We start from the raw sequence: 1,597 nt of genomic DNA on the forward strand, positions 1-1,597 counted from the left end.
ACCGACCTTCACCATCACCTTGAACAAGGAGTTGGACAAGCCGTTCACCGTTACCCTGAGCACTGGCGCTACCGTGGTGTTCGCCGCTGGCGAGACCACCAAGTCCTATGCCGCACCGGCGCAGGGCGACGACGTGTTCAAAGACGAAGGCAAGATCACTGTCAGCATCACCAAGGCAGAAGTAGTCGGCGAACAACTGGAAAACCTGCAGATCGGCAAGGCTGCGAGCGTGGCGGTTACCGACACGCAGAGCCCGGTCACTGCAGAGCTGTCTGTCAGCTCTAACGCTGTGACCGAAGGCGGCAAGATCACTTACACCGTGAAGCTGGTCAGCGCAGATCCGTCCCTGCCGGTTACCAACCACAAAGGCCTGACCTTCACCCTGACTGATGGCACCACGGTGACCGTCAAAGCTGGTGAATCGGTAGGTACAACCACGGTTACTGCCTCGGACAACGTCTACGTCAACGACCCGGTTACCATCACTCAGACCCTGACCGGTGTTTCCGGCAAGGGCGCTGACCAGTTCGAGCAACTGGAACTGGGTAAAGACAGCGTCAGCACTGTTGTGACCGACGAACAAGGCACGCCTAATAACCCAGGTGGCGAGAACGAAGGTGACCTGGTCAAGGTCACCATCGTGGCCGATCAAGTCTCGGTCAACGAAGCGACTGAACCGACCTTCACCATCACCTTGAACAAGGAGTTGGACAAGCCGTTCACCGTCACCCTGAGCACCGGTGCTACCGTGGTATTCGCCGCTGGCGAGACCACCAAGTCGTACGCCGCGCCTGCCCAAGGCGACGACGTGTTCAAGGACGAAGGCAAGATCACTGTCAGCATCACCAAAGCGGAAGTGGTCGGTGAACAGCTGGAAAACCTGCAGATCGGTAAAGCCGCTTCGGTTGCTGTGACTGATACGCAGAGCCCAGTCACTGCAGAGCTGTCGGTCAGCAGCGGTACCGTGACCGAAGGCGGCAAGATCACCTACACCGTGAAGCTGGTCAGCGCGGATCCGTCCCTGCCGGTTACCAACCACAAGGGCCTGACCTTCACCTTGACCGATGGCACCACCGTGACCGTCAAGGCCGGTGAATCGGTAGGTACCACCACGGTTACTGCCCCGGACAACGTCTACGTCAACGACCCGGTTACCATCACTCAGACCCTGACCGGTGTTTCCGGCAAGGGCGCTGACCAGTTCGAGCAACTGGAGCTGGGCAAAGATTCTGTCAGCACCGTTGTGACTGACGAACAAGGCACGCCAAACAACCCAGGCGGCGAGAACGAAGGCGATCTGGTCAAAGTCAGCATCAATGCGGTCGAGAAATCGGTTGACGAAGCGACTGCGCCTAACTTCGTCGTCACTTTGAACAAGCCGCTGGATAAACCGCTCACCGTTACCCTGAGCAACGGCGACAAGATCACCTTCGGCATAGGCGAAGTCTCCAAGCCATACACCGCCAAGCCGCAAGGCGACGACGTATTCGTCGACAAGGGCAAAATCGAGGTTGGCATCGCTGATGCTACCGTCGACGGGTCGAATTTCGAGAACCTGCAGTTCGGCGAGCCTGCGACTGTTGCCGTGACTGACACC

The 1,597-nt window shown here is 58.3% G+C and carries 1 protein-coding gene; it reads left to right on the forward strand.

Annotated elements, in window-relative coordinates:
• On the forward strand, window positions 1-1,597 hold a 1,597-nt coding region (locus tag IAE39_RS29410), incomplete at both ends, for an immunoglobulin-like domain-containing protein (protein ID WP_328825635.1).

Source organism: Pseudomonas sp. S37, from assembly GCF_016658545.1.
GTDB lineage: Bacteria > Pseudomonadota > Gammaproteobacteria > Pseudomonadales > Pseudomonadaceae > Aquipseudomonas.